The sequence below is a fragment of the Saccharomonospora sp. NPDC046836 genome, from assembly GCF_040645195.1.
Classification (GTDB): domain Bacteria; phylum Actinomycetota; class Actinomycetes; order Mycobacteriales; family Pseudonocardiaceae; genus Prauserella_A.
The window spans coordinates 53,806-74,608 of sequence record NZ_JBEYXW010000016.1 but is presented as its reverse complement, the minus strand read 5'-3'; the positions used below and the strand labels follow the sequence as shown (position 1 = coordinate 74,608).

Annotated in this window: 20 protein-coding genes; 4 read left to right on the top strand and 16 right to left on the bottom strand. The window is 67.6% G+C overall.

Annotated elements, in window-relative coordinates; translation table 11 throughout:
• Positions 1 to 3: 3 nt before the first annotated feature.
• From ABZ863_RS19285 to ABZ863_RS19270, 4 genes are read right to left on the bottom strand one after another with little or no spacing between them, the layout of a single operon-like run.
• Complete coding sequence (locus tag ABZ863_RS19285) at positions 4 to 900, bottom strand: dihydrodipicolinate synthase family protein (RefSeq protein WP_358537299.1); 897 nt, start codon at positions 898 to 900, stop codon at positions 4 to 6.
• Complete coding sequence (locus tag ABZ863_RS19280; RefSeq protein ID WP_358537297.1) at positions 897 to 2,255, bottom strand: FAD/NAD(P)-binding oxidoreductase; 1,359 nt, start codon at positions 2,253 to 2,255, stop codon at positions 897 to 899. The genes ABZ863_RS19285 and ABZ863_RS19280 overlap by 4 nt, the downstream gene beginning before the upstream one ends.
• Positions 2,236 to 2,502 carry a (2Fe-2S)-binding protein gene (locus tag ABZ863_RS19275; RefSeq protein ID WP_358537295.1) on the bottom strand — a complete coding sequence of 89 codons (267 nt, stop codon included), beginning with the start codon at positions 2,500 to 2,502 and terminating at the stop codon, positions 2,236 to 2,238. Before ABZ863_RS19275 ends, ABZ863_RS19280 begins: the two co-directional genes overlap by 20 nt.
• On the bottom strand, positions 2,499 to 3,665 hold the full coding sequence (locus ABZ863_RS19270) for an FAD-binding oxidoreductase (protein WP_358537293.1): 1,167 nt from the start codon (positions 3,663 to 3,665) through the stop codon (positions 2,499 to 2,501). Before ABZ863_RS19270 ends, ABZ863_RS19275 begins: the two co-directional genes overlap by 4 nt.
• A gap of 297 nt (positions 3,666 to 3,962) precedes the next feature.
• Between ABZ863_RS19270 and ABZ863_RS19265 the strand changes: the two genes are divergently transcribed.
• Complete coding sequence (locus ABZ863_RS19265; protein ID WP_358537519.1) at positions 3,963 to 4,760, top strand: formylglycine-generating enzyme family protein; 798 nt, start codon at positions 3,963 to 3,965, stop codon at positions 4,758 to 4,760.
• A gap of 68 nt (positions 4,761 to 4,828) precedes the next feature.
• Here ABZ863_RS19265 and ABZ863_RS19260 read toward each other — a convergent pair whose 3' ends face one another.
• Complete coding sequence (locus ABZ863_RS19260; protein WP_358537291.1) at positions 4,829 to 5,080, bottom strand: Gfo/Idh/MocA family oxidoreductase; 252 nt, start codon at positions 5,078 to 5,080, stop codon at positions 4,829 to 4,831.
• 4 nt (positions 5,081 to 5,084) lie between these two features.
• Between ABZ863_RS19260 and ABZ863_RS19255 the strand changes: the two genes are divergently transcribed.
• The gene (locus ABZ863_RS19255) at positions 5,085 to 5,495 is read left to right on the top strand and encodes a sulfatase/phosphatase domain-containing protein (RefSeq protein WP_358537289.1); all 411 of its coding nucleotides are present in this window, start codon (positions 5,085 to 5,087) and stop codon (positions 5,493 to 5,495) included.
• Between the two features lie 8 nt (positions 5,496 to 5,503).
• Here ABZ863_RS19255 and ABZ863_RS19250 read toward each other — a convergent pair whose 3' ends face one another.
• Entirely contained in the window at positions 5,504 to 6,946 is a 1,443-nt protein-coding gene (locus tag ABZ863_RS19250; RefSeq protein ID WP_358537287.1) for an MFS transporter, read from the bottom strand.
• 116 nt (positions 6,947 to 7,062) lie between these two features.
• On the opposite strand from ABZ863_RS19250, the gene ABZ863_RS19245 reads away from it, so the two are divergent.
• Both ABZ863_RS19245 and ABZ863_RS19240 read left to right on the top strand, forming a co-directional pair.
• Positions 7,063 to 7,719: a TetR family transcriptional regulator gene (locus ABZ863_RS19245; RefSeq protein WP_358537285.1), complete on the top strand. Its 657-nt coding sequence runs from the start codon at positions 7,063 to 7,065 to the stop codon at positions 7,717 to 7,719.
• Positions 7,720 to 8,087: 368 nt separating this feature from the next.
• Positions 8,088 to 9,362, top strand: a complete 1,275-nt coding sequence (locus ABZ863_RS19240) for a DUF222 domain-containing protein (RefSeq protein ID WP_358537282.1) — start codon at positions 8,088 to 8,090, stop codon at positions 9,360 to 9,362.
• A 53-nt stretch (positions 9,363 to 9,415) separates the two neighbouring features.
• Here ABZ863_RS19240 and ABZ863_RS19235 read toward each other — a convergent pair whose 3' ends face one another.
• The 10 genes from ABZ863_RS19235 to ABZ863_RS19190 form a co-directional block, all read right to left on the bottom strand.
• Positions 9,416 to 10,999, bottom strand: coding sequence for an amidohydrolase (locus ABZ863_RS19235; RefSeq protein ID WP_358537280.1), 1,584 nt, complete (start codon positions 10,997 to 10,999; stop codon positions 9,416 to 9,418).
• A 21-nt stretch (positions 11,000 to 11,020) separates the two neighbouring features.
• Positions 11,021 to 11,980 carry a membrane dipeptidase gene (locus tag ABZ863_RS19230; protein ID WP_358537278.1) on the bottom strand — a complete coding sequence of 320 codons (960 nt, stop codon included), beginning with the start codon at positions 11,978 to 11,980 and terminating at the stop codon, positions 11,021 to 11,023.
• Positions 11,981 to 12,002: 22 nt separating this feature from the next.
• Positions 12,003 to 12,815, bottom strand: coding sequence for an ABC transporter ATP-binding protein (locus ABZ863_RS19225; protein WP_358537276.1), 813 nt, complete (start codon positions 12,813 to 12,815; stop codon positions 12,003 to 12,005).
• Complete coding sequence (locus ABZ863_RS19220) at positions 12,812 to 14,497, bottom strand: dipeptide/oligopeptide/nickel ABC transporter permease/ATP-binding protein (protein ID WP_358537273.1); 1,686 nt, start codon at positions 14,495 to 14,497, stop codon at positions 12,812 to 12,814. The genes ABZ863_RS19225 and ABZ863_RS19220 overlap by 4 nt, the downstream gene beginning before the upstream one ends.
• On the bottom strand, positions 14,490 to 15,500 hold the full coding sequence (locus ABZ863_RS19215) for an ABC transporter permease (protein ID WP_358537271.1): 1,011 nt from the start codon (positions 15,498 to 15,500) through the stop codon (positions 14,490 to 14,492). Before ABZ863_RS19215 ends, ABZ863_RS19220 begins: the two co-directional genes overlap by 8 nt.
• Before the next feature lie 3 nt (positions 15,501 to 15,503).
• Positions 15,504 to 17,069 carry an ABC transporter substrate-binding protein gene (locus ABZ863_RS19210; RefSeq protein ID WP_358537269.1) on the bottom strand — a complete coding sequence of 522 codons (1,566 nt, stop codon included), beginning with the start codon at positions 17,067 to 17,069 and terminating at the stop codon, positions 15,504 to 15,506.
• A 118-nt stretch (positions 17,070 to 17,187) separates the two neighbouring features.
• On the bottom strand, positions 17,188 to 17,622 hold the full coding sequence (locus ABZ863_RS19205; protein WP_358537267.1) for a cupin domain-containing protein: 435 nt from the start codon (positions 17,620 to 17,622) through the stop codon (positions 17,188 to 17,190).
• 35 nt (positions 17,623 to 17,657) lie between these two features.
• A complete protein-coding gene (gene solA, locus ABZ863_RS19200; RefSeq protein WP_358537265.1) occupies positions 17,658 to 18,800 on the bottom strand; it encodes an N-methyl-L-tryptophan oxidase in 1,143 nt (380 codons plus the stop codon).
• Between the two features lie 12 nt (positions 18,801 to 18,812).
• Positions 18,813 to 19,871 (bottom strand): C45 family peptidase, encoded by a 1,059-nt coding sequence (locus ABZ863_RS19195; protein ID WP_358537263.1) that lies wholly within the window; start codon positions 19,869 to 19,871, stop codon positions 18,813 to 18,815.
• Between the two features lie 98 nt (positions 19,872 to 19,969).
• On the bottom strand, positions 19,970 to 20,800 hold the full coding sequence (locus ABZ863_RS19190) for an IclR family transcriptional regulator (RefSeq protein ID WP_358537261.1): 831 nt from the start codon (positions 20,798 to 20,800) through the stop codon (positions 19,970 to 19,972).
• Between the last annotated feature and the right edge of the window lie 3 nt (positions 20,801 to 20,803).

The window sequence follows — 20,803 nt, the reverse complement described above, 5'->3', positions numbered from 1 at the left end:
CGGTCAGGACAGCCCTTCCGCGAGTGCCTTCTCGGTCGCCTGCCGGACGGCGGCGGCGTGTTCGGCGGTCAGCGGCACCCTCGGGTGCCGGCACGGCCCGCCGTAGCGCCCGGCGAGGTCCATGCTGAGCTTGATGGCCTGCACGAACTCGGTGCGGGAGTCCCACCGCAGCAGCGGGTGCAGCAGCCGGTACAGCGGAAGCGCGGTGTCCAGATCCCCTGCCGTGGCGGCATTCCAGAACTCCACAGTGGACTTCGGCAGCGCGTTGGGGTAGCCGGCGATCCAGCCGCTCGCCCCGGCGATGGCCAGTTCCAGCGCCACGTCGTCGGCACCGCACAGGACGTCGAGGCCCGGCGCCAGCTCGGCGATACGGTAGATCCGCCGCACGTCACCGGTGAACTCCTTGACCCCGACGATCAGTCCCTCGTGGTAGAGCTCGGCCAGTAGCTCGGGAACGAGGTCGACCTTGGTGTCGATCGGATTGTTGTAGGCCACGATGGGCAGGCCCGCCTTGGCGACCTCACGGTAGTGCGCGACGACCGCGCGCTCGTCGGCCCGGTAGGCGTTGGGCGGCAACAACATCACCGCAGGGCAGCCCGCCTCGGCGGCCTGTTCGGCCCAACGGCGCGCCTCGGCCGCACCATAAGCCGCCACACCCGGCATCACCGTGAAGCCCTCCGGGGCGGCGCCGACGGCGGTCGTCACGACACGGGTCCGCTCCTCGGGCGTGAGCGTCTGGTATTCGCCGAGCGAACCGTTCGGGGTCACCCCGGCACAGCCCTGCGCGGCCAGCCAGGACACGTGGTCGGCGAAGCGGTCGACGTCGATCTCGAGCGATTCGGTGAGCGGCAGGGCCGTTGCGACGAGCACGCCGTGCCATGGCTTGGTGCGGGCGTTCATTTTTCCTCCAGTGTGGGGTGCGGGGCGAGACTGCCCAGGGTCACGGGCTGGGCGATGGGCCGGGTGGCGATGCCTTGCAGAGCGGCCGCGGTCGGCTCTCCCGTGAGGCAGGCGACGGCATGACCGCACACGCGGCCCTGGCACAGCCCCATTCCAGGCCGAGCCAGCAGCTTGACCGAGCGCGGGTCGCTGGCGCCGAGTTCGGTGATGGTCCGCCGGATGGCTCCGGCGCTGACTTCCTCGCAGCGGCAGACCTGGGTGTCCTCGGCCAGCCACTCCTGCCAGCCGGACTGGACGGGATAGGTGGCGTGCAACGCGGCTGCGAAGGCACGGAGCGTGGCCCGCCTGCGCACCAGCCGCCGGTCAGGGGTCACCCCCGCGGCATGCAGTCCGGCCAGCTCACCCTCCACAAGAGACAGTTCGGCACCACCGACGCCACAGACCTCCCCAGCGAGGTAGACGCCGGGGACGCTGCTGCGCTGCCGCTCGTCGGCGCATGCGATGAGGCTGCCGTCGAGGCCGAGTTCCGCCGCGCAGCCCAGCTGGAGCGGGATCTCGAGTTGCGGGGTGAACCCGTAGCCGACCGCGAGGGTGTCGCAGGCGATCCGCCGCGCGCTGCCCGGCACGATGCGCCACTGGCTGTCCACACGCGCCACGGTCACGGCCTCGACCTCGCCTTCGCCGTCCGCGGCGATCACGGCATGGCGTGTCCGGAAAGGAATACGGTGGCGCGCCAGGGCGGCGGCGTACCAGGCGCCTTCCGCGAGTTTGCCGGGGTTGGCCGCCAGTACCCGCGGGTGGCGGGCGAACGCCGTGGGTGCGCCGGCCTCGAACACGCCGACCACCTGCGCGCCGGCATGCGCAAGGCCGGTGGCGACGGGCAGCAGGAACGGGCCCGTCCCGGCAACGACCACCCGCCGCCCTGCCGTCACCCCGTGCCCCTTGAGCAGCGCCTGCGCACCGCCTGCGGTGAACACGCCGGGCAGGGTCCAGCCCGGGAAAGGCAGCTGCCGGTCGTACGCACCGGTCGCGATGATCATTTTCCGGCAGGCGAGCGTGTTGGTGGCAGTGTGGACGGTGAAGCCGTTTCCGGTGCGCTCGACATGCCAGACGGCCTGCCCCGGCCGGAAGTCCGGCACCGCGGCGCGCAGCCGCTCCACAGTGGACCAATGACGGTGGCCCCGCCCGCTGTCGCCCTGCCGGTGCCGCCAGAACTGACCGCCGACCCGTGGTCCCCCATCGAGCAGCACCACGTGGGCTCCGCCGCGTCCTGCGGCGGCCGCCGCGGCCAGCCCGGCCGGCCCCGCCCCCAGTACGGCGATGTCGTAGGTGGCGTCAGCAGGCGAGGCCGGCATGTCCCGTTCCTTCCTGCGGTTCGACCCGGTCACCGGGGTGTGCCTCAGTTACGCAGGCGCGCTGGTTGGGGCGACCGTTGACCGTTACCAGGCAGTCGAAGCAGACACCGATGCCACAGAAGATGCCGCGGGGCGCGCCGTCGTGACGCGTGGTGCGCCACGACCGGTACCCGGCGGCCAGCAGTGCGGCACCGATGCTCTGGCCCGGCTCGACGGCGATCTCCCGGTCGCCGAAACGAAACGTCACGAAACCTCCTCGGCGAAACGGTCGGGACGCAACGGCGTGATGTCCAGCTCCGGTGTGCTGCCGGTCAGGGACTGGGTGATGAGGTGACCGGTCGCCGCGGAAAGGCCGATGCCCGCGCCCTCGTGACCGCACGCGTGCACGAGCCCTGGCGCGCGCGGGTCGGGGCCGATCACCGGCAGGTGGTCCGGGCAGTAGGGCCGGAACCCGAGGTAGCCGCGGAGCAACGTGACATCGGCCAGGAACGGGAACAGCCCCACGGCCTGCGCCGCGAGCCTGCTCAGCACCCGTAACGACATCGTGCGATCGAACCCGACCCGTTCCCGGCTCGCTCCGATCAGGACAGTGCCGGCCTGGGTCCCCTCCACCACGACCGAGGTCTCCAGGCTTGCGTCGCCGCTGGCTACATTGGCCACGTAGTCGGCGGTGTACACCTTGTGCCGCACGACGACCGGGAGCGGCTCGGTCACCAGTACGAACCCACGGCGCGGCAGAACGGGTACCGTGACCCCGGCGAGCGCAGCAACCTCCGCGCCCCAGGTGCCCGCCGCGTTGATCACCCACCGCGCGGGGAACTCACCCGCCGAGGTGTGCGCACCGGTGACCCTGCCGTCCCGGCCACGCGTGAGGCCAAGCACCTCGGTTCCGGTGTGGACGGTCGCGCCGAGCTCACGCGCGTGCCGCAGCAACTGTGCCGCCGCGAGCATCGGTTGCACCTGCATGTCCTGGGGATACAGCGCGCCCGCGCAGACGTCGCGGGTCAGGTTCGGCTCGAGGTCGGTCAGTTCCCCGGCCGTCAGGTCCACGACGTCGATACCGTGAGCCCGCTGCGCGCCGACGAGCGCGGCGAGGCCGGCAGCCGACTCCGGTGTCCTGGCGACGACGACCCCGCCCTTGTGCTGCAGTTCGAACCCGTCCGCACCATGCCGCTCCCCCAGCTCCCGCCACAGCCGGTTCGACAGCAGGGCGAGGTCGAGCTCGGGGCCCGGCTCCTTGTCGGAGACCAGGATGTTGCCCTCGCCGCCACTCGTGGTGCCCGCCGCGACGGCGCCGCGGTCGACCACCGCGACGCGCAGGCCCGCATCGGCGCAGTAGTAGGCGCACGCAGCACCCACCATCCCCGCGCCGATGACCAGCACGTCGACCGGATCCCTCCTCGCAGACACACCGGTAGCATGTCATATTGCACTGCATCCGTCGAGCCCCCATTCGTCGCGAGTCCCCCGCTCCAGCGCGCGAGTCCCCCGCCCAGGCCCGCGAGTTGCCCACTCAGGTCCGCGAGTCCCCCAGTCCAGCACGCGAGTCCCCTGCCCAGCCGTGTGAGTTGCCCGCTCAGGCGCCCGGTTATCGTGGACGCTGGCTGAGGAGGATTGCTGATGTCCGGATGTTGTCCGCCGTCGGAACCCGCGAGGGACTCCGTCCACACGCGAATCGTCGCCCGCGAGCGGGCAGACCTGGACGGCATGATCACGTTGCCAGGCGGGGTGTTCCGGATGGGCACCGAGGACGCGGACGGTTTCCCGGAGGACCGGGAAGGCCCGGTCCGCGCGGTGACCGTCGCACCGTTCGCGATCGACCCGCACTCCGTGTCGAACGAGCGGTTCGCTGAGTTCGTCGACGCCACCGGCTATCGCACCGACGCCGAACGGTTCGGCTGGAGCTACGTCTTCGCGAAGTTCCTGCCAGGCGCGCTGCGCAAGAGCTCACCGCGACCCGAGCAGACGCCGTGGTGGTGCGGTGTGTCCGGCGCGTTCTGGCGACGTCCCGAAGGGCCGGGTAGCGATCTCGACGGGCGCTGGGACCATCCGGCAGTCCATATTTCCTGGCACGACGCGGCGGCGTACTGCACCTGGGCAGGGCGGCGGCTGCCGACGGAAGCCGAATGGGAGTACGCCGCCCGTGGCGGGCTGGATCAGGCGCGCTACCCGTGGGGCGATGAGCTCACCCCGGACGGGGAGCACCGCTGCAACATCTGGCAGGGCCAGTTCCCCGTGCGGGACAGGGCCGAGGACGGCTACGCCGGCACCGCACCCGTGAATGCCTTCCAGCCCAACGGGTTCGGACTGTACAACGTGTCGGGCAACGTCTGGGAATGGTGCGCAGGCTGGTTCGACGACGCACAGGCCAACCGCGCGATGCGGGGCGGGTCCTACCTCTGCCACGACTCCTACTGCAACCGCTACCGCGTCGCCGCTCGCACCGCCAACAGCCCGGACAGCTCCAGCGGCAACCTCGGCTTCCGCACAGCCACAGACGTGTAAGCCGGATGCCCCGTCGAGCGAATCCGCGATGGGTTCTCGAGAATCACGTGCTTGCCTGCCCGCGCCGCCTAGCTCGCCAGGCTCCACTGCACCGAGGGCGGCACCGCGAAGGCCATGGCGTCAACGGCGTCGAGCAACTCCTCGAAGGACGGGACCGCCTCCGTGCCGTGTTCGGCGGCGAACGAACGCGCCGCACCGGCGCGACGCGCCCACGCGGCGGCCAATGTGGTCTCCGGAGGCGCTGTCCACAATGGAGCGTGCAGGATCCCGGCCCACGGGCCGGCGCCGACGAGCCCAACGCGCACGGTACCGCCCGTCACGCGGGTGACCAATCGAACCCACGTGGACATCACGCCGACGACCCTGGGCCTGTGCGGCATCCCGGTGCCGGAGGAGATGGAAGGCACCGACTACAGCAGGCTGGTCACCACACCCGGGATGCGCCCGCCGGTCTGGGACGGCCCACCGGAGGACGCCTACCTGAGCCTGCCGGTACCGACAGGACACCCGGAGAGCGTCGACCGCGGCCGGCGGGGCATTGTCACCAGGGACAACTGGAAGTACGTGTGCCTGGAAGGGCAGCCTTGGCTGCCGTTCAACCTCGACGACGACCCGTACGAACTCGCCAACCTCGCCCACAACCCTGCCTTCCACGCCGTCCGTTCCAATCTGCACAAACGGCTGCAGGAGTGGATCGACAAGACCGGCGACACGTTCCAGCTGGGCGGTGTGTGACCCGGGCTCTAGGTTCCCTGCGCGGCGGTCGCGACCGGTTGCGCTGCCGTGCGAACCGGTGAGGGACGGCGACCGGGGAGGAAGGACGCGACACCCAGTGCCACGAGCGCGGCTGCCGCGGCGACCGCCAGCACCACGCGGAAGCCGTCCTGCGTGGGCACGGTGGCGGAGCCCAGCGACAGGGTCATGTGGGCGAGTACCACTCCCGCGACCGCGCTGGAGATCGAGGTGCCGATGGAGCGCATCAGGGTGTTGAGGCTGTTGGCCGCGGCGGTCTCGGACACGGGCACAGCCGCCATCACCAACGCGGGCATGGCGCCGTAGGCGAGGCCGATACCGGCGCCGATGATGCTGGAGACCAGCACGAGCTCCCAGATCTGCGACATGAGCACGATGCTCAGGCCGTAGCCGGTCGCGACCACGGCCGCGCCCAGCATCAACGTCACCTTGGGCCCCCGTGCCTGGGAGATCCGTGCGGACACCGGCGCCATCGCCATCATCACCAGGCCGTTGGGCGCCATCACCAGGCCAACGGCGAGCATCGACTGCCCCAGGCCGTAGCCGGTGGCCTCCGGCAGCTGCAGCAGTTGGGGAAGCACCAGCGACATCGCGAACATCGCGAACCCGAACACGACCGAGGCGAGGTTGGTGAGCAGCACCTGGCGACGCGCGGTGGTGCGCAGGTCGACCAGCGGCTGGCGGGTACGCAGCTCCCACCAGCCCCACAGCAGCAACACCACGGCCGCGGCACCGAACAAGCCCATGGTCAGAGCGCTGCCCCAGCCCCAGTCCGCGCCCTTGGAGATCGCCAGCAGCAGACATAGCAGCGCGACCGACAGCCCCACCGCGCCAGGCAGGTCGAAGCGGCCGCCCGTGCGCACGGCCGACTCGGGCACGATCGTGAGCACGAGCACCGCGGCGACGGCGCCCAGGCCGGCCGACGCCCAGAACAACAGATGCCAGTCCGCCCGTTCCGCCAGGAACGCCGCGGCAGGCAGGCCCAGCGCGCCACCCACGCCCAGCGACGCGCTCATCAGCGCCGTCGCCGACCCCAGCCGCTCGCTCGGCAGCTCATCACGCATGATGCTGATCCCCAGCGGGATCACACCAGCGGCCAGCCCCTGCAACGCCCGCCCCACCACCATCGGCGCCAAGCTGCTCGACACCGCGGCGACGGCCGACCCGATCACCAGCATCCCCAGGCTGAACAGCAACATCCGCCGCTTGCCGTACATGTCGCCAAGCCGGCCCACGGTCGGGGTCGCGACGGCGGCGGCGAGCAGGGTCGCGGTGATGGCCCAGGTGGTGTCGGAGGCGGACGCGCCGAGCAGCTCGGGAAGCTTCGGGACCAGCGGGATCACCAGGGTCTGCATGAGCGAGACCACGATCCCGGCGAGGGCCAGCACCGCCACGATGGCGTTCGGCCGTTCCCGGGCAGGGGCATAGGTCATGAGTGAGTCTCCGTCTTTGGATGCGACGTACGTCGTGGGAATTTAAATCAAGCGCTTGACTTAGCCTAGCAGCCCTCGGTTAACTGGCCAGGTACCCAAGACCAACTCGCAGGAGGATGGACGTGAGGGGCGGAACCACGCGGGCCGATCGCGTCAGCGCCACGCGAGAGGCAATCCTCGCGACGGCGGAGCGGTTGTTCGCCGAGCACGGTGTCTTCGCGGTATCCAACCGCCAGATCAGCGAAGCGGCAGGGCAAGGCAACAACGCCGCGGTGAACTACCACTTCGGCACCAAAACCGACCTGCTGCGCGCAATCGTTCGCAAGCACACCGTCGAAATCGAGCGGATCCGTGCGCGACTGGTCGCGGAGGCCGGCGAGTCCACCGACCCGCGGGACTGGGTGGCCTGTCTGGTGCGCCCTGCTCCTGAGCACCTGGCCGAGTTGGGCAACCCGACCTGGTTCGGCCGGTTCGGCGCGCAGCTGATGACCGACCCCTCGCTACGCGAGATCATGTCGGAGCAGTTCCTCACCTCGCCCGCATTGGTAAAAACCATTGACGGGCTCAACCGGTGCCTTCCCGACATTCCGGTCGAGGTGCGCAGGGAACGTGGCGACATGGCGCGTCAGCTCATGGTGCACATGGTCGCCGAGCGCGAGCGCGCCCTCGCCGACGGCTCCCCCACCCCCAGGGCTAGCTGGCACGAGGCGGCGACGGGCCTGGTCGATGCGATCGTCGGCCTGTGGCACGCACCGATCACCCCTCGGGCGTGACGGCGCCCATCTACACAGTGGACGCCAGAGCTAAGCACGAAGGCCACGAGGACTTCGCGGGCTTGTCGGCTTGCAAGCCTCCCCGGGAGGCCAATCACGGTCGATCACGACGGCTGAGACCCCCTCGGCCGACCGCATGACCCATGCGCAACGATAGGTCACGGAACGCCGTCGCGCACACCGTCCACATCGGATCGAGAAGTACACACACGGGCGACGCCGTAATACGGGGTGGTTTCGGCGCCGATGTCAAGCAGGTCCACGGTTTCCTCGGGCGGGCGCGACGTTAAAGCCCGCGTCCGCCACAAGAGCCCGACACTTACCCAATATATCGAACACATGTTCGAGTCTTGTGGTAGGCTGTGTTTGTGTGTGAGAGCGTGATCTCCCCGATGTCGTTGGGGGATAAGGAACTTGTTGACGGCCTGCGGGGGTTGGAGCAGGGTCGTCGGGAGAGCTATGCCCGGGAGTTGGCGTTCATCGCGGAGATCGAGGCGCGTGGGCTGCCTGCCGAACTGAACTGTTCCGGTGTCGGGGCGTTGATACGGGAGATGTTCAACCTCAACCCGATTGATGCGCGGCGCATGGTCGCCCACGCCCGCGCGTTGTTGCCTTCGGTCACCACGTCGGGTGCGCCGGTCGCGGCGGAACTGGCCATGACCGCGGACACCCTGCGGAACGGCGCAATCGGGCCGGAGCACGTGGATGCGATCCATAAGGCGATCCGCCAGTTACCTCTTGACGCTACCGACGACGACCGGGCAGTGGCGGAGAAGATCCTCTGCGAGGCCGCAATCGTGAGCGAGCCTCGGATCATCACCAGGCTGGGTCGGGAGATCCGGGACCGATTGGACCCTGATGGCGCCGAACCCGAAGATGACACCCTGATACGGCCGAAACGGTGGCTGGACTTCCACGAGACCGCCGACGGCGTCACCGGAACGTTCGGGCTCGATAAGGAAGCCGGGGCGCTCCTCAGCAATCTCTTGTCGCCGCTGACCGCACCCCGCGCCAGCGATGATGGCCCGGACCTCCGCAGCCGGGACGAACGCTACGGCGACGCGTTCGCCGACATCCTGGCGCTGGCGGCCCGCTGCCCGGACACCCCCACCGAAGCGGGGGAACCGGTCACGCTGCTCGTGTCGGCCACCCTGGACCAGCTCACCACCGGGATCGGCCAGGGCCTCGTGGATGGTCACCTCTCGATGTCGGCCGGGCAGATCCGGCGGATGGCCTGCGACGCGAAAGCCGCCCCCATGGTGTTCGGTACCGCCAGCGAGGTCCTTGACGTCGGGCGGACAACCCGCACGGTTCCCCGAAGCCTCCGGCGGGCCCTGATCCACCGGGATCGCGGCTGTAGTTTTCCGGGCTGCGACCGTAAGGCCAAGTGGTCGCAGGCCCACCACATCGTGGAGTGGAGCAACGGCGGACCGACCACTTTGGACAATCTCACCCTGGTCTGCCAGCATAACCACCGGGTGGTGCACCACAGCGACTGGGAAATCCGCATGATCAACGGAATCCCCTGGTACATCCCCCCAGCCCACATCGACCCCGAACAACAACCCCGCCGCAACACCCTCCACACCTGGCCAAACCCCTGGGACACCACCCCACCAGATCCCGTGGCGCTGGCATCATGATCGCTTCTGCAACCGAGACCCGCGAGGAGCCAAACCGCAATGCCGAGGGCGAGTCAGCGTGAGTACACCTGGGATCCGCCGATCCACGTCTCATCGACCTGCACCCGATCGATGTCCTCGTGCGCGATGGTGAAAACGTCACGATCCAGGACAACGAAACTGCCGTCGTAGCCTGGTGCGATCAACCCGACCTGGCCGAGTGGGGCGATCTGACGCGCCCGTCCCGTGTAGAGCGACAGGGCTTGTGGCACCGTGATCGCCTCGGCCTGCCCGATGTCGGCGCCATTGTGTGCCCGGCGCAGCACCGCGGCCTTGACCGAGACGAACACGTTGTCGGCGTCGCTCCACGCGGTGGCAGGGCAGTCGGAAGCGAGCGCGAGCGGCCTCACACTGTGGTACAGCGAGTGGATGGGGTAGGCGATCCGTGCCTGCTCGGCGCTGAGATTGGCGCGGTAGCTGTCGTACTCGGCGTACAGGAAGATCGTGTGTGTTGCGATGCCGAAGGACATCCTCGCGCTGTTGACTCGCTCGATGAGCTCGGCTGACACCAGTGTCGCGTGTTCAAGGCGGATGGCTGGCCGATCGGCCAGCCACGGCTCGTCCGCGCCGAACAACTCGACGACGTGCTCCAGTGCCCTGTCTCCCATCGCGTGCACCGCAACCTGAACCTGGTTGCGCCGTGCCCAGTCGACGGCCGCGCGTGCCTGCGCGTCGGACAGGGTCCGGATGCCGTGCTCACACGAGTCTGGATAGGGATCGTTCACCCATGCCGTGCGATTGGAGTACGCGCCGTCCATGAAGAGCTTGAGACCACCGATTCGCACCTGGCCGGATCTGTCCGCATCGGACAGTTCGGCCGGTGGCCGGTCGGGCTCCCATTCCAGGTACAGCGTGCATCGCGGCCGTAGGCCACGCTGTCGCGCGGCGCGAAACGTCCACAGTGGATCAGGCAGCGTCGATGCGCGCAGATCGCAGAGGCCCACGATACCGCGGGACAGGAAGCGCTCGTTGAGGCCGGCGAGCCGGTCAGCCAGCTCGTCGCGACCGAGAGTCGGGAGCAACCCTTCGACCGCCCGCACGGCAGCCAGTTCGGTAAGAATCCCGTTCGGAAAGCCCTGTTCGTCCCGTTCGAAGCGCCCGCCGGCCGGGTCAGGCGTGGCCGAGGTGATACCTGCCAGTTCCAATGCTCTGGTGTTGCACACCGCGGTGTGACCATCACAGCGCTTGACGATGACGGGTTGCCTGGTGGACACCTGGTCGAGGTCACGCGCGGTGGGTGGGCGGCGCTCAGGGAACCGCGCGTCGTCGTAACCCCTGCCGACAATCCATTGGTCAACACCGGCGCCGACGTTGCGGTGGGCGCGGAGTTGATCGAGCAACTGAGCCAGTGACGTGACCTTCGGTGGCAGGCAATCCACGGCATCCATGAGGGTGGCCAGCGCCGCTGGATGCGTGTGCACGTCGAGCAAACCGGGGAGCACGGTCCGTCCAGCCAGGTCGACAGCCGGCTCGTCGCGTACCCGCGACTGGTCACCTACCCAGCTGAAGGACCCGTCCGTGATGCGGAACGCGGACGCGAAGTCCGTCTCACCGCGACCGGTGAACACCTTGGCATTGACGAACAACTCGCTGACCACCGTGCTCCTTTCGCATTGTCGTCAGGCGCCCCAGACCGTGTGGTAAAGGCGTAGCCAGTTCCCGCCCATGATCTTGGCAACCTCGTCGTCGCGGTAACCGCGGTCGAGGAGCCCGTTTGCGACATTCGGCATGTCGAAGCTTCCTTCAAATCCTTTGATGACCGGGTTCGGCGCGGGTACGTTGATCTCGAAGTGAGGGGTGGTGCCGTGCAGCCGGCCCAGATACGGCCAGAAATCCCAGTCGCGACCCTCGCAGAAGTCGGAGGCGATGCCGACGTGGTCGATTCCGGCGACTTCGATGAGGCGCTCCACACCGTCCAGGTACTCCCCGATGTCAGCGTCGAATCTGCTCGGCAGGAACTGTGGAAAAGCGTTCGCGCCGACGACGCCGCCCTGCGAGACAAGAGCACGGATCAGATCGGCCGGTTTGTTACGAGGGCTGTCGAAGAAATCGCGGAGATTCGTATGCGTGAACGCCACCGGCTGGTCTGATACCTCGATGGCATGCAGGCTGCTCTGGTCGCCGACATGCGAGAGGTCGATGAGAATCCCGAGCTCGTTGAGTTTCCTGACCGCTTTCACGCCGAAGAGGCTCAGGCCGTCATCGTTCGGCTCATAGCACCCATTCGCGACGAGGTTCCTGATGTTGTACGCAAGCTGTACGATTCGGACGCCGAGGACGTGGAATGCTTCGAGGCGTTCAAGGTCGTTGCCGATGGGAGAGATGTTCTGCCAACCAAGGATGATTCCGGCCTTGTTCTGCCGGTGAGCCGCGTGGATGTCGTCAGCGAAGCGAATGTGCACGAGCTTTTCCACGTCTTCCCGGAACCGTCGGTGCCATTTCGCGGTCTCGTCGACAGTCTCGGCAAACCCCTCCCAGATGGCGATCGTCGCATTGGTGGCTGTCACGCCGCCCCGGCGCAGGTGGTCGAAGACATCCGGCGAATCCCAGTTGCTCGGATTGCAGCCGTCGATCGTCACGCCCCGATGGGGCATCGCGGTGTCAGTCAAGGCTGAAGCCCTCCGAACCGGGCACGGAGGCGAGCAGCCGGCGGGTGTAGCCATGCTGCGGGTTGCGGTACACGTCGTCCACCCTGCCGTGTTCGACGACGACGCCCTGGCACATCACGACAACGTACTCGCACAGCGCCTGGACGACCGCCAGGTTGTGGGAGATGAACAGCATCGACGCGTCGATGGTGCTTTCCAGCGATCGCAGCAACGTCAGGATCTCCGCTTGGACCGAGACATCCAGCGCTGAGGTGATCTCGTCGGCGATGATCAACCGCGGTTGGAGGATCAGGGCGCGGGCGATCGCGATGCGCTGTCTCTGCCCGCCGGAGAACTGGTGCGGGTATTTGGCCATCGCGTCCGCACCGAGGCGGACCTGCTCGAGCACCTCGGTGATCCGTTGCTCATGGTCCGATGGTCTTGCCCTTCTCGGGTCGAGCGCCTCGGCGAGAGTCTGTCCGATGTTCCGGCGTGGGCTCAGAGAGGAGAACGGGTCCTGAGGAATGTACTGGACCTGTCGTCGAATGACGGCACGACGCCGCTTACCGGCCGCGAAGACGTCCTCTCCATGGACGAGGACGTGACCCTTGCGTGGCTTGTTGATCCCCACGACGGCCTTGCCCAATGTGGACTTGCCTGAGCCGGACTCGCCCACCAGGCCCACAGCGGTGTGGGCCGGCACGATGATGTTCACGTCCCGCAGTACCGACGTGTGGCCGAAAGACACATGCAGCTGCCGGGTCTCGAGGGTCGGCATCGTGCCGACCTTCACGGGGACCTGGTTCGCGTCCTCAACTGTCGTCATGAGGACTCCTGTCGAGCAAGCCGCGCGGGCGAGGTGTCCACCACGGGAACGGCGTCCATCAGCGCTTGGGTGTAGGGGTGGTGCACGTCGCGGTTCCGTAGCTGGGCAGGCGTGAGCCGCTCCACGATCTCTCCGTCCTTCATCACCAGAATCCGGTCGCACAACGCCTCCACGACACCCAGGTCGTGGGAGATGAAGAGCATCGCGGTGCCCTGTTCGCGGTGGATCTTCCGGAACTGACGCAGGACCTCGTGCTGGACGGTGACGTCAAGCGCCGTGGTCGGCTCGTCGGCCACGATCAGCTTCGGTGCCGTGACGAGAGTGGTGGCGATCATGCCGCGCTGCCGCATGCCCCCGGAGAGCTTGTGCGGATGCTGTCTCAACCGGTGTTCGGGCTCGGTGATGTTCACCTGTGCCAGCGCTTCGGTGATGCGCTTCCTGGCATGGCGTCGCCCCATACCCAGGTGCGTGCGAAGTACCTCGGTGAGCTGCACCCCCATGCGCAGCGACGGGTTGAAAGTGGTCCCAGGGTCCTGGTAGATGATCGAGATCTCCCTGCCGAGACGGCTCCTGTCCGCCTGTCCCAGCATGTTCATGTCGTCCACGCGCAGAACGTCCGCGTGAACCTCGAGCTCCGCCGGCGGCAGTCCGGCCACCGACATGGCGGTGAGTGACTTGCCGGAGCCGGACTCGCCGACAAGGGCGACCACCTCGCCGGGATCGACGGTCAGCGAGATCCCTCGCACGAGCTCGGCGCCGCCGGGAACGCTGACACGCAGATTCTCGACGCGGACCAGCGGGGCTTTCTCGTCCTGAATCTCCGCGACCGCCGGAACAGAGGGATGTCGCAGGGCTCGCCGGCTGGTGCGCGGGTTGGCCCTGCCGGCGAGGGCATCCCCGAGCAACATCACGGCCAGTCCGGTGAGGACGATCATGATGGACGGACCGAGCACGGACGTCGGCTGGGTGTAGATCTGCGTCAGGCTCTCGTTGAGCAGAAGGCCGAAGTCGTAGTTCGGGGACTGCACGCCCAGGCCGATGAACGACAGCGCCGACAGCTCCACAAGGGACAGTGAGAACACCGTGGTAGCCAGGATCAGCAGCGGCTCGGCCATGTTCGGCAGTATGTGCCGTACGGCGATGGCCCGCGGCGGTACCCCGAGCAGCCGGGCCGTGGTGACGTAGTCGCTGGTGGAGATCTTGGCCGCGAGGTTCGCTGTCAGCCGCGCGAAGCTCGGGATTCCCGCGACGCCGATCGCGACCACACTGGAGACCACGCCTGGACGCAGGATGGCCGCGATGACCAGGGCGAAGATCAGACTGGGATAGGCCACCGACGTTTCCAGGAGCCGCAGTGCGATCTTGCGGACCCGCCGCCCTGACAACCAGATCCCCACGCCCACCACAATGCCGCCGACGACCGCGAGGACGGTGGCGCCGGACGTCATCAGCAAGGTGAGGCGGGTGGCGGCCAATGCCCGGGCCAGGTTGTCCCGACCAAGGTTGTCGGTTCCCAGCCAGTGCTCGGCGCTGGGAGACTCCCCGGCCTGTCCGGTCAGTTGCCCGGCCGGGTCGGCCAGCAGCATCGGCGCGAGGACCGCCGCCACGAGAAGGCAGAGACCGAGCAGGATGCCAGCCACCAGAGAGGGCGTCCACAGTGGTCTGCGCTGGAGGCTACTCATGGTCGGCCTCCAGCGTGCGGGGGTCGATGATCGCCAGGATGACATCCACGACGATGATGATCACGGTTGCCATCAGTCCAAGGACGAGGATCGCGCCCCGGATGACGGGGTAGTCGCGCGCCTGGAAGGCATCGACGATGCCCTGTCCCAGTCCTGGCCACGCGAACACCCTCTCGATGACCACCGCTCCGCCGAGCTGCGAGGCCAGGATGAGACCGGACAAGGTGAGCGTGGTGGTGATGACGTTCGGCAGCACGTACCGGCCGAACATCCGCAGGCGGCCGATCCGCCATCCTCTGGCGGTACGAATGTAGTCCTGATCCAGCACGATCGCGGTCTCCCGGCGAACCACCCGCGAGACGACACAAATGGGCAGCAGCATGAGCGCCAGCGTCGGCAGAACCAGCGAGAGCAAGGTCTCGGCTCCGGCCGCCGGGAACAAACCGAGGCCGACTGCGAGGACCGAGACGAGCAGGGTGGCCATCACGTACTGGGGCACCGAGTAGACCAGGCTTGTCACGAAGTTGAACAGGTGGTCGAGCCACGACCGGCGCCCACCGTGGGTGAGGACGGCGACCAGCATGCCCACCGGCACCGAGATGATCAGCACCAGCACGATGGCCAGCAGGGCCAGCTCCGCGGTGAACGGCAGCCGGGCGAGGATCACCGTCGCGACGTCCTGTCCACTCGCGAACGACGTCCCCAGGTCCAGGGTGAGCAGTCCGCTGACATAGTCGAGAAACTGGACGTGCAGTGGCTCGTCCAGCCCGAGCTGTTGGCGAATATGTGCGATCTCCGCTCCGCTGGCCTCCGGGCCGGCGATCGCCGCCGCCGGATCCCCTGGGATCAGCGGGACGATCACGAACGTCACCGTGACCAGGAGGACGAACGACACCAGCAGCCCGGTCACCCGCTGGACACCGAACCGCAGCCACGGCCTTTCCCACAAGGCCGCCGCCGATACCGCGTGCTGAGCCGGATCGTCTACACGCGCGGTGCTCACGACTCAGCCCTCGTTGTCGATCTGCATCGTGCTGACGTCGACCTGCTCGTTGTAGACCTGTGCGGAGAAGCCAGGGCGGGCGGTGAGCTGAGCCGGGAGGTACGACAGGGGCATCACGTGCACCCCGTCGATCAGCGTCTCCTGGATCCGCTGATAGATACCGCACCTCGTCCGCTGGTCGGGTTCTTGCATCGCCTGGTCGACCATCGCCAGCACGTCCTTGTGCTCGTTGCCCGACCAGTTCGCGCCACCAGCCTCGGTCGGTGGCCCGACGATGGGTGAGAGCGCGCCGTACATCGTCCCGCCCGCGTTGATTCCGGCGAACACGGTGAGGTCCCATGCGCCGGGTTTCGTCGTGCCGGTGGTCGACCAGGTGGCGACGTCGACGTTGGCGAGCTCCACTGTGGCCCCGGCGGCGCGGAGTGCCTCGGCGATGTAGGTGTTCCCGGCGCCCTGTGGCCCGATCACCTCCAGCCCGTTGATCCGGATGGTCTTGCCGCTCAGGACTGGCTTGGCTGCTGCGACATCCTGTTTGACGAGCACGGAGGGGTCGGTGTTGGCGCACGGGACCGCACTGTGGCTGAACGTGACCGCGAGATCTCCCAGACCACCGGTCGCGGCGCTGTTGAACGCTTCCCGGCTTAAGGTCTGGACCACTGCCCGCCGTACCCTCTCGTCGGAGAAGAGGCTGCCGGGACGTTCATTGAAGAGCAGGTACAGGCTGCTGGAGGGCAGCCGGTGGGTGGTGTACTCCTTCTGGCCGTCGAAACGAGTCATGTCCTGGGTGCTGATCGTTGTAATGTCCATCCCGCCTGTGAGCAGCGCGTTCGCCCGCGAGGACCCGTTCGCCATCACGTCGACCTGGATGGTCCGCGCGGGTTCGCCGCGCTGCGGCGTGTCGCCATAGTCCGGCCATTCCGTGAAGTCCTCGCGCAAGGTGAGCGTGTACGACACGCCATGCGAGCTCTTGCTGAGCACGTATGGGCCGGAGAATGCGCCCTTCACGGAACCGGTCCGCAGTCCCTCCTGGTCCTCCAGGCCCGCCGGACAGACGATGCCGGTGGCCACGAGGCTCATCCCCTGCAACAGGTCCTGCCATGGCTGTGCGAGCTGGATGGTCACCGTCTTCGCCTTGTTGTCGGCCGAGATCGTGGGCTTGCCCGGCCCGAACACGATCTCCCGGAAGACGGAGTGCTCGGCCGTCGCCATCGTCTGCAGCGAGTTTCGGACCACCTCCGCGGTGATCGGCGTGCCGTCGGCACACGTAGCGCCTTCGCGCAGGGTGAACCTCGCCGTGGTCGGCGTCGCGTCCCACGAGGTCGCCAGCGCGGGCACAATCTTGTTGTCCGCGCCGCGGCGCACCAGCGTGTTGAACAGCAGACGGCTGACGTCGTAGTCGTCCCGGGTCTCCGCCGTCCACGGTGTGAATGTCGTCGGAGCGGCATTGATCGCGGTCCGGATCGTGCTCGTACCGCTGACGCCTTCCCCGCCCGCGCCGCCGGTGGTGCACGCGGACAACCCAACAGCAACACTGGCCGCAACACTGAGAGCTCGAACCTTGTTCTTCATGAGAGTCCCTGAGGTTGATGGTGGACGGCTGCTCACCCCGACCGCGCTGTCGCCCTCCGCCGGCGCGCCATGCGGAACCGATCGTTACTCTGCTCGCTACAAGCGAACACGCGTACGCTTAGACAGGTAGAGTAGCCGGGAATCCGTCTGCGTCAAGGCCCCGTGTTGCCCGGTGAAACCTTCCCGTCAGCCGTTCGACCACAAGCAACAGCCGGGCAGGTTGCCGCGAGTCGTTGCGGACCTCCCGCATGTGCTGCGGCCGAATCGCTATGGCGTCACCGTCGCGGAGCTCGTGACGAGCTCCATCGACGACGATCACGAGTTCACCGTGGATGACGTGGTAGTGCTCCACACCGATCTGGTCCCCACGGTGATCGTGTGCTCCCTCGCTCGTGCCGGGAGGGAACTCCCAGTCCAAAATGTAGAACGGCGAGTCACGGAACCCGGCAACGCGGCGAAGTCGCGTCGTACCATGACCAGCATGGGCGGCGGTGACAGCCCGTACGTTGCCCGGAGCCCGGTCGAGCACGGGCTCAGCTGGTTCTGCGAACATCGACAGCCTCCTAGCGACAAGGAGCGCAGGCTCCGCTAGCCGGACGTGGCCGGCGTCGCGGCCGGAGACGGTTCGGCGAAGGCGGAGATGTCATCGCTCGTGTCGCCATCGACAGCCAGCTCAGCGAGAATCCGTCCGATCGCCGGGGTGAACTTGAAGGCATGCCCGGCGCCCAACGCCAGGATGATGTCCGGATGCTTCCGCAACGGGCTGATGACGAACTTTCGGTCCGGCGTGAGCGCGTACTGGCAGGTCACGGAGCGCAGGGGCGGGCCGCTCCGTGGGATGAGGTCGCTCATGAACGACGAGAGCTGTTCGAGCAGCTCTGGTGACGGTACGAAGGTGCGTTCTTCCGGGGTCATCAGGTTGTCCGACGCGTCGCGCGCGGCCTTGATCGTCGGTTCGCCGTAGGTCGGGAATCCGTAGAAGCACAAGGCGTCCTCCCAGATCCACACGGGAAAGCGGTCGTGGTCGAAGGCGTCCGGATCGGTCGGCTTGAAGTAGGTGACCTGCTCCTGCATCGTGACCAGCGGGATGCCGGCGCCGAGCGGCTCGAGCAGCGTGTTCGTCCATGCGTCCGTCGCGAGGACGACCTTCCCCGCGCGAACGTTGCCTGTCGCGGTGTGGAGGATTACGCCGGAGTCATCGGGACTCAGCCGTTGCACTGGAGTTCGATCACGGATCACCGCGCCGTGGGCCCTTGCCTGCATCTGCAACGCGGCGACCGAGCGGGACGCGTGGACGATTCCGGTGTCGGGGGTGTAGACCGTCGGCACGTTGTCCGGGATCCGGAACTGCGGCCAGCGCGCGGTCACTTCCGCTGCGCGCAAGAGCTCGTAGGTGACACCGACGGCATCGAGACTCGACGCGAAGTCGTCAGCGGAGACAGTCCCGTCCGTCGGGCAGAAAACAAGACCGCCGGTCGTGGTCACGAACCGCTCTCCGGCTACTTCCTCGAAATCGGCCCAGTCCTGATAGGCCGATTTCGCGAGGCGTACGTACTGCGGTGCCCCGTACGACGTCCTGATGATGCGCGAGGTGTCGTGCGAGGCTCCGCGCACGTGTCCGAGCTCGAACTGCTCGAACGCTACGACATCGACGTTCTTCCGGGCGAGATGGTAAGCGGCGGCGCTGCCGAGGGCGCCCATGCCGACGACGGCTACGTCGAATGTCTCCATGTGGTGGCTCCCTCAGAGGAGGTGTTCTTCGAACTCGTGGGCATCCGGTGGCCCGGCGGTGACCGCGATCGCCCGGCGTTCGAGGTCGATCAGTATGGCGGTCAGAGTTGCCGTGTCCCCTGGGCTGTCGGGATCGGCCCGGGCGCACAACAGTGGATCGGCGAGACATTCGTGGATGTGCTTGCGGTCAAGAGTTGTGTTGCGGCGCAACAGCCGGTCCAGTCGTGGCCCGCGGAACACCGTCGTCGGCCACGCGCGCATCACATCGGTGTCGATGGCCAGCTGCGCGAAGTGGTTGGCGTGGGTGAGGATGCCATCGGTCGGCAGCAGGCAGGCCGCCGTGTCGGGGCCGGCTTCGACGTCGACGATCTCGTCGAGGTGATGACCGATCATGAAGTTCATCGACACCGTCCGGAAGCTGGCGGTCACGGCCTTGATCGCGTCGCCGAGGGTGGTCGCGCTGAGGATGTCGCGTACCCGTAGCCGAAACGGCCGCTGGTAGCGGTAGCGTGAGTCCGCGGTCGCCATGAGCGCGTTGATGACCACGCCGATCCCGTGTTCGTTGACGCCCTGCTGCGTCGCCGCCGCGGTACCGGCCTCGGCATGGCCGATGAAGTCAGGGCGGCCATTCCTGCGCACCCGCGCGACGTAGGTACGTGCGCCAGGAACCCAGTCCCAGTTCTGGCCGAGTACCGGACCACCGGTTTCACTGCGGTGAGCGAGCAAACCGAAGGACGTGCACCCGTCGACACCGGTGGGCTCGCGGCCGTGGCGCGCCATCATGCCGATGATCAACTCGTAGCGGACGTTGAGCATGACCGCCTCGGCGAGTGGGCGGCCCGCTCCTTCGGCGATTCCCTCGACCTCCGCGCTGAACTCGGTGTTCTGGCGCCGCAGGTGAGGAAGCCAGCACAGGGCCTGCTCGAGGAGCTCATCGGTGCGCAAGCCCAGACGCGTGAACACGTCGAGATACACCGCGATGTTGTTCTCGATGTCGGCACGCAGTGCCTCGCCCTGTTGCCGGCCGCGTTCCGTAGGGTCATCTGCCAGATCGAGTGCGGGAACGGTCATCGGTCTTCCCTCCTCGGTGCGGGACCGGGACACGGCAGCCGAGGTCAGGTCACCGCGGGCACCACCGTCTGCTTTGTCTGTCTACTATGGATGGATCCTCAGTTGTCCGCGCCCTGGTTGAACGGGCCGTCGCCTGGCAGCCCGAAGACCGGGTCCCCGAGCCGCTGCGCGAGCTTCTCGGCCGCATTGACCACGCGGTCGGGCAACTCGCGTTCCATCGCGGTGGTGAACCGCTGTTGCGGGACGATCAACGCCAGGCTGCTCGTCACTCCGGTGTGTGTCGTGATCGGGGCAGCCACACCGACGGCGCCGAGGTTGACCTCGTTGCGGCTGACCCGGTATCCGTCCGCGCGCACCTGTTCAAGTATTTGATCGAGCTCCGCGCGGCTGGTGATCGTCGTATCGGTGAACCTGTCGAGGCCACGTCGCTCCAGTTCGTCGAGCTCGGCAGCCGGCCGGTGGGCAAGGATGGCGAGCCCGCCGGCTCCCGCATGTGCCGGCAACCACTCGTAAAGCCGAGGAACGAAGCGCACGCTGTGCCTGCTCGTTGCTGTGGCGACCCACATCCTGGCCAGTCTTTTCGTGTCGTAGACAGCGAGCAGCGCCGACTCGCCGGTGCTCGTCGCGAGGTCGTCGAGAATGTCGGCCGCCGCGGCGCGATATGGGGCCTTGCGAGCGGCCAAGGAGGCGATGCGATGGAGTTCCCAGCCGAGCTCCCAGCGGTCGGCCGCGGTCACCGAGACCAGACTGACCTCCTGCGCGGCCGCGAGGGTGCGGTGTACCGAGCTCGGTGGCGAGTTGAGGATTCTGGCCAGTTCACGGACGCCCACACTGTCCTGATCGGACTCGGCAAGCGCGGCGAGCACACGAGACAGTGCCGCGATCGGGTTGCGTTCGCGCTGTCCCGCTCGTGCGCTCCGTTCCGTCATTCG